This window comes from Candidatus Neomarinimicrobiota bacterium, assembly GCA_041862535.1.
Classification (GTDB): Bacteria; Fidelibacterota; Marinisomatia; order SCGC-AAA003-L08; family TS1B11.
In genome coordinates, this window is sequence record JBGVTM010000107.1 from 1 (window position 1) to 3682 (window position 3682).

At 60.6% G+C, this 3682-nt stretch carries 4 protein-coding genes; 1 reads left to right on the forward strand and 3 read right to left on the reverse strand.

Translation table 11 applies throughout. The annotated features are described in order from the left end of the window. The coding region (locus ACETWG_04095; GenBank protein ID MFB0515771.1) for an FGGY-family carbohydrate kinase at positions 1 to 294 on the forward strand (294 nt) is incomplete at its 5' end. Between the two features lie 281 nt (positions 295 to 575). Here the strand turns inward: ACETWG_04095 and ACETWG_04100 are convergent. From ACETWG_04100 to ACETWG_04110, 3 genes are read right to left on the reverse strand one after another with little or no spacing between them, the layout of a single operon-like run. Beyond that, the gene (locus ACETWG_04100; protein MFB0515772.1) at positions 576 to 806 is read right to left on the reverse strand and encodes a hypothetical protein; all 231 of its coding nucleotides are present in this window, start codon (positions 804 to 806) and stop codon (positions 576 to 578) included. Positions 807 to 837: 31 nt separating this feature from the next. Then, positions 838 to 1971 (reverse strand): uroporphyrinogen decarboxylase family protein, encoded by a 1134-nt coding sequence (locus ACETWG_04105; protein ID MFB0515773.1) that lies wholly within the window; start codon positions 1969 to 1971, stop codon positions 838 to 840. A 38-nt stretch (positions 1972 to 2009) separates the two neighbouring features. Further along, complete coding sequence (locus ACETWG_04110) at positions 2010 to 3581, reverse strand: M14 family zinc carboxypeptidase (protein MFB0515774.1); 1572 nt, start codon at positions 3579 to 3581, stop codon at positions 2010 to 2012. Positions 3582 to 3682: the final 101 nt, after the last annotated feature.

Here is a 3682-nt window from a genome sequence, read left to right on the forward strand (position 1 = left end):
GGCGGGGCCCGTAGCCCCCTCTGGCGGAGGATCATGGCCCACGTCTTTCAAGTAGAGGTCATCCGCGTGGAAAACGAGGAACAGGCTGCCCTGGGCGCGGCCCTCCTGGCGGGGATAGGAGTCGGTCTCTACGCTGGGGCCGATGAAGCTTGCGCCCGAGCCGTCCGCTACGGAGAGGCGGCCTTACCGGGTGAGGAAGAAGTGAAACGCTACGAGGAATGTTATGAGCGCTACCGGCGACTCTACCCGACGCTCAAAGGGGAATTTCACGGCCTGGCCAACGCCGACCACTGAAGTCGCGGCAACGGTTGCGAGGCCCACCTTCGTGGGCTGGACAGTCAAAGGTGCATGTAGGTGAGAACATCGGATCTGCGCCAAAGGTCAATGCACCGGCCTGAAGAGCCGCTGTTGGGCAGGATTTGACCGCTGGGCGAGGGGTCCCAGCATGGCCTGTTTACTGCAGCGGAGCTACAGAATCTCTGCGCTTGGTGAATTGAGGATCACCGGGAGCAGTGAAGGGAGTGAGGCCCCCTCATTCAGCTGTGGGTCCTTTTCAGCCGTAAAGAAGGTAAAGATCAAGCCCGAGTCGAAGGGAACATAGGCAAGAGCATCTTCATTTCTCTGATGACCATCTTTATGCCCTGGCGGGTGGAGAGCACGCGCCGCATGGTCACGTCGTTCTGGATGCGCGTTTCGGCGTCAAAGTAGAATGACTCGTCGAATGAAATACCCGCCGTGTGATACCACCAATTAGGGTTGAAGACGAGTTCAACAGGCAGGAATTCCCTGGCGGTGATGGGTGTCATAGAGGCCACCTTGGGGACGGCTGGTGGTCTTTCAAGCACAGAGGTGATGAATGTCTTGGTACAGTTGCTGTTGCACATATGGATCCTCCACATAGGTAACCACCATCAGCTTCGTTCCAGGTGTCCACAAGCGCTTTACACGTTCCAGCACCTCGTCGGAATCACCGACAATGCGTGCTTGCACAATGACGCCGGTGTCCACGAACGCATCCTGGAAGGCTTCGCAGTCATTGTGGCCCGGATCGGTCTGGGGGCTGAACGCACCGTCAACCATAGTCAGATTGGGGATTTCCCTGACGGCCTCGATCCATCTGGTCCAGTTGCCGCAAGAGTGAATAGCCGTGCCACCGAAGTGAGCGCCGATCCGGGTGTCATTGGGAACGCAGGACTCCTCGTACATGCGCGGCGAGATCATCACCAGGTTGTCGTCGCTGAGACCGATACCGGTGCCGGCGCAAGAGCTGGCAAATCCGTGCCCGGGCCGGGCCAGTGTGTCGCCGATGAGCTCACTTTGCCTCTGCGTGAAGTCTATGATGGCGTCCGTTACTGCTGCCAGCATCTCCTTGACCTTGTCGGGTGCCTCGTGGAACGCCAGGAAGAATTCGCTGATGTCTACCAGTTGGGCAGCCACGCTAAGCGGGGACTGGATATCCGTCCAGGAGATAGGCACGCATCGGCGAGTCTCCTCCAAGAAGTACTCGATCGTTTCCAGCGTGTGCCTCATAATTGGCACCTGGCCGAAGTCACCCGGCAGCAGTTCGGGGACGTCCTTGATGGACTTGTAGAGATATCTCACTACCGGGGCCTGGCCTTCGGGCCAGTCGTAATCGGCACCAAAGGCTGATGCGGTGATGCCGATACCGTACCAGGGCTCCAAGTAAGTAGGCGCATCGGTAGCGTATGCCAGAGATTTGGCCAATCCACCCAGTTGCCAGCGCAGCGACTGCTGCATGTCCCGGCAGCCGTCGCGAAACACTTCGCCCACCCGCACTCGTTGCCAGACGGCAATGCCCTCCTTTTTTCGTAAGAACTCGGCGTAGCGCTGATCGGCGGCCAGGGCGTGCGCTTCATAGCGGCCCAGATCGAAATCGGCAGGCTCTACCGGCGTCACAGACATGGCCTGTGCGTCCTTGAGGGTGTAATCGAAACTCGTTGTACTCGGCATGGTCCAGAGCCCTGGTGAGTTCAGGCAACACTATGAATTCACGGATTGTCAACGACTATAGTGACCGGGCCACCATCCAGCGTCACCGGCACGAAGAGCCAGCCGTCCTCTGTAGCTAGGGTGTCGGGCGCAGGAGCATTGTTTACCGTGACCGTGGCGCGCTCGGCCGCCGCCGGCAATCGCACTCCTGCTGGCACGGCTAGCGGCTGCCCGCATCGCACGATCACCCGCCCGGGCAGAACCTCTAGCGTGATGTCCCCTCGCGCCTGCCATAGCGCAACCCGGCTGGCCCGGATGGCCTCTAGATTGGGACCCCAGGCGAACAAGCTCACGTTCTCCGCGCGCGCGATCTCTCGGTTTGGCACGCCCGGCCCAGGGTAGCCAGGCCAATGCCGCTCAAGCAGCTCCAAGGCGCCGACCAGGTTGTCCACGGCGCGCAGCTTAAGCTGGAACAGGCTGTGGCCGCCGGGGTTGATCTCGGTGACGATACCCAGGGTGTGCCACTCCCAGTACGCTGCGCCGGCGCTACAATTGGGGAAGATGTTGCGGTAGAGCACATACGAGGCGAAGCCATAGATACGTTCTTTCCAGAAATCGGCCATTGCCTGGTAGGTGGCATTGTCCCAGGGCAGGCTGTTCAGCAAGTCCAGGTACGAGCCGTCGTAAGGTGGTTGGCCTTTCTGGTGCAAAATCCAGCCGTGTAAATCCATGAAGAAGTCGGGCTGGAACCTGTCGAGTGTGTTCATGATGGCCCGCACTTCGGCCGAGCGGCGCTCCGCGTAGTCCATGAACAAGTCTACGCCGTGCGCGTTGTAGTGCGGGCGCCCGGCCTCCACGGCATCAGGGTTCACCAACGGCATGACGATCACCTCCCAACCCGCCAGCGCCGCATTAGCACGGGGATGGCCAGACAGCAGCCACTCGATGCAGCCTTCAGCACACCAGGAGCCTGAATCTTCCATCGCTGGATGGTGCCGGGCGGTGATGGCAAGCACCTGCTTCTGGTTGTGGGGAATGTCCGGGTCGGTTAGGACGAACATTACCAGCGGTCGCCCCTGCTCGCTGCGACCATACGTCTCGACCCGCACCAGCCGGCGTTGCGCCTCGGGGAGATGGGTGACCCAATTGATCAGAGCTTGCAGCTCACTATTGAGATAGGGGTAGGTGGTTGCGACACGGATGCGGGCGTGAGCCGGCACGGCCAGTTGCAAATGCGCCTCCACAGTGGGAAAGTCGCGCCACCGGTCGGGCGGCACCTCTTCCTCGCGCTCCCAAAACCAGACAATAGGCTCCTCGAAGCGGCGCAGCCGCTCACTGGGCACAATCTGCACCCGGCTGAAGTCGAGCGGGAACCATGGGCTCTCGCCTACGCGGTAGACCGGCCGGTCAGCCTGGGTAACGATGCCGGGCACATCCGGGATGCCCGTCACGTCCAGCCGGACCTCCCGGTCGCGGTCGGTGGGGTTTTCCACCTCTAGGTAATACCATGGACCGTAGATCAGGTCGCCCTGTGGCTCAACGCGCCAGTGGTCCGGCTGCACCTCCACCGGATCATCGCCGTTGCCGCCGGGAAAATCGGCGCGCAGGATGATGGGAATATGTTCAGTCATAGAAGGTTCTCCTGTGAAGTGAGCGCCGATGGCATCACTTGCCCCTCGACATAAAGCCTCCCATTCCTACACCAGCAGGCCGATTTTCTTGAGGAAGCCCT

What these genes read in the sequence shown, in the direction of transcription:
- ACETWG_04100 (MFB0515772.1), bottom strand. Translation starts at nt 806, where the DNA reads ATGACACCCATCACCGCCAGGGAATTCCTGCCTGTTGAACTCGTCTTC.
- ACETWG_04105 (MFB0515773.1), bottom strand. Translation starts at nt 1,971, where the DNA reads ATGCCGAGTACAACGAGTTTCGATTACACCCTCAAGGACGCACAGGCC.
- ACETWG_04110 (MFB0515774.1), bottom strand. Translation starts at nt 3,581, where the DNA reads ATGACTGAACATATTCCCATCATCCTGCGCGCCGATTTTCCCGGCGGC.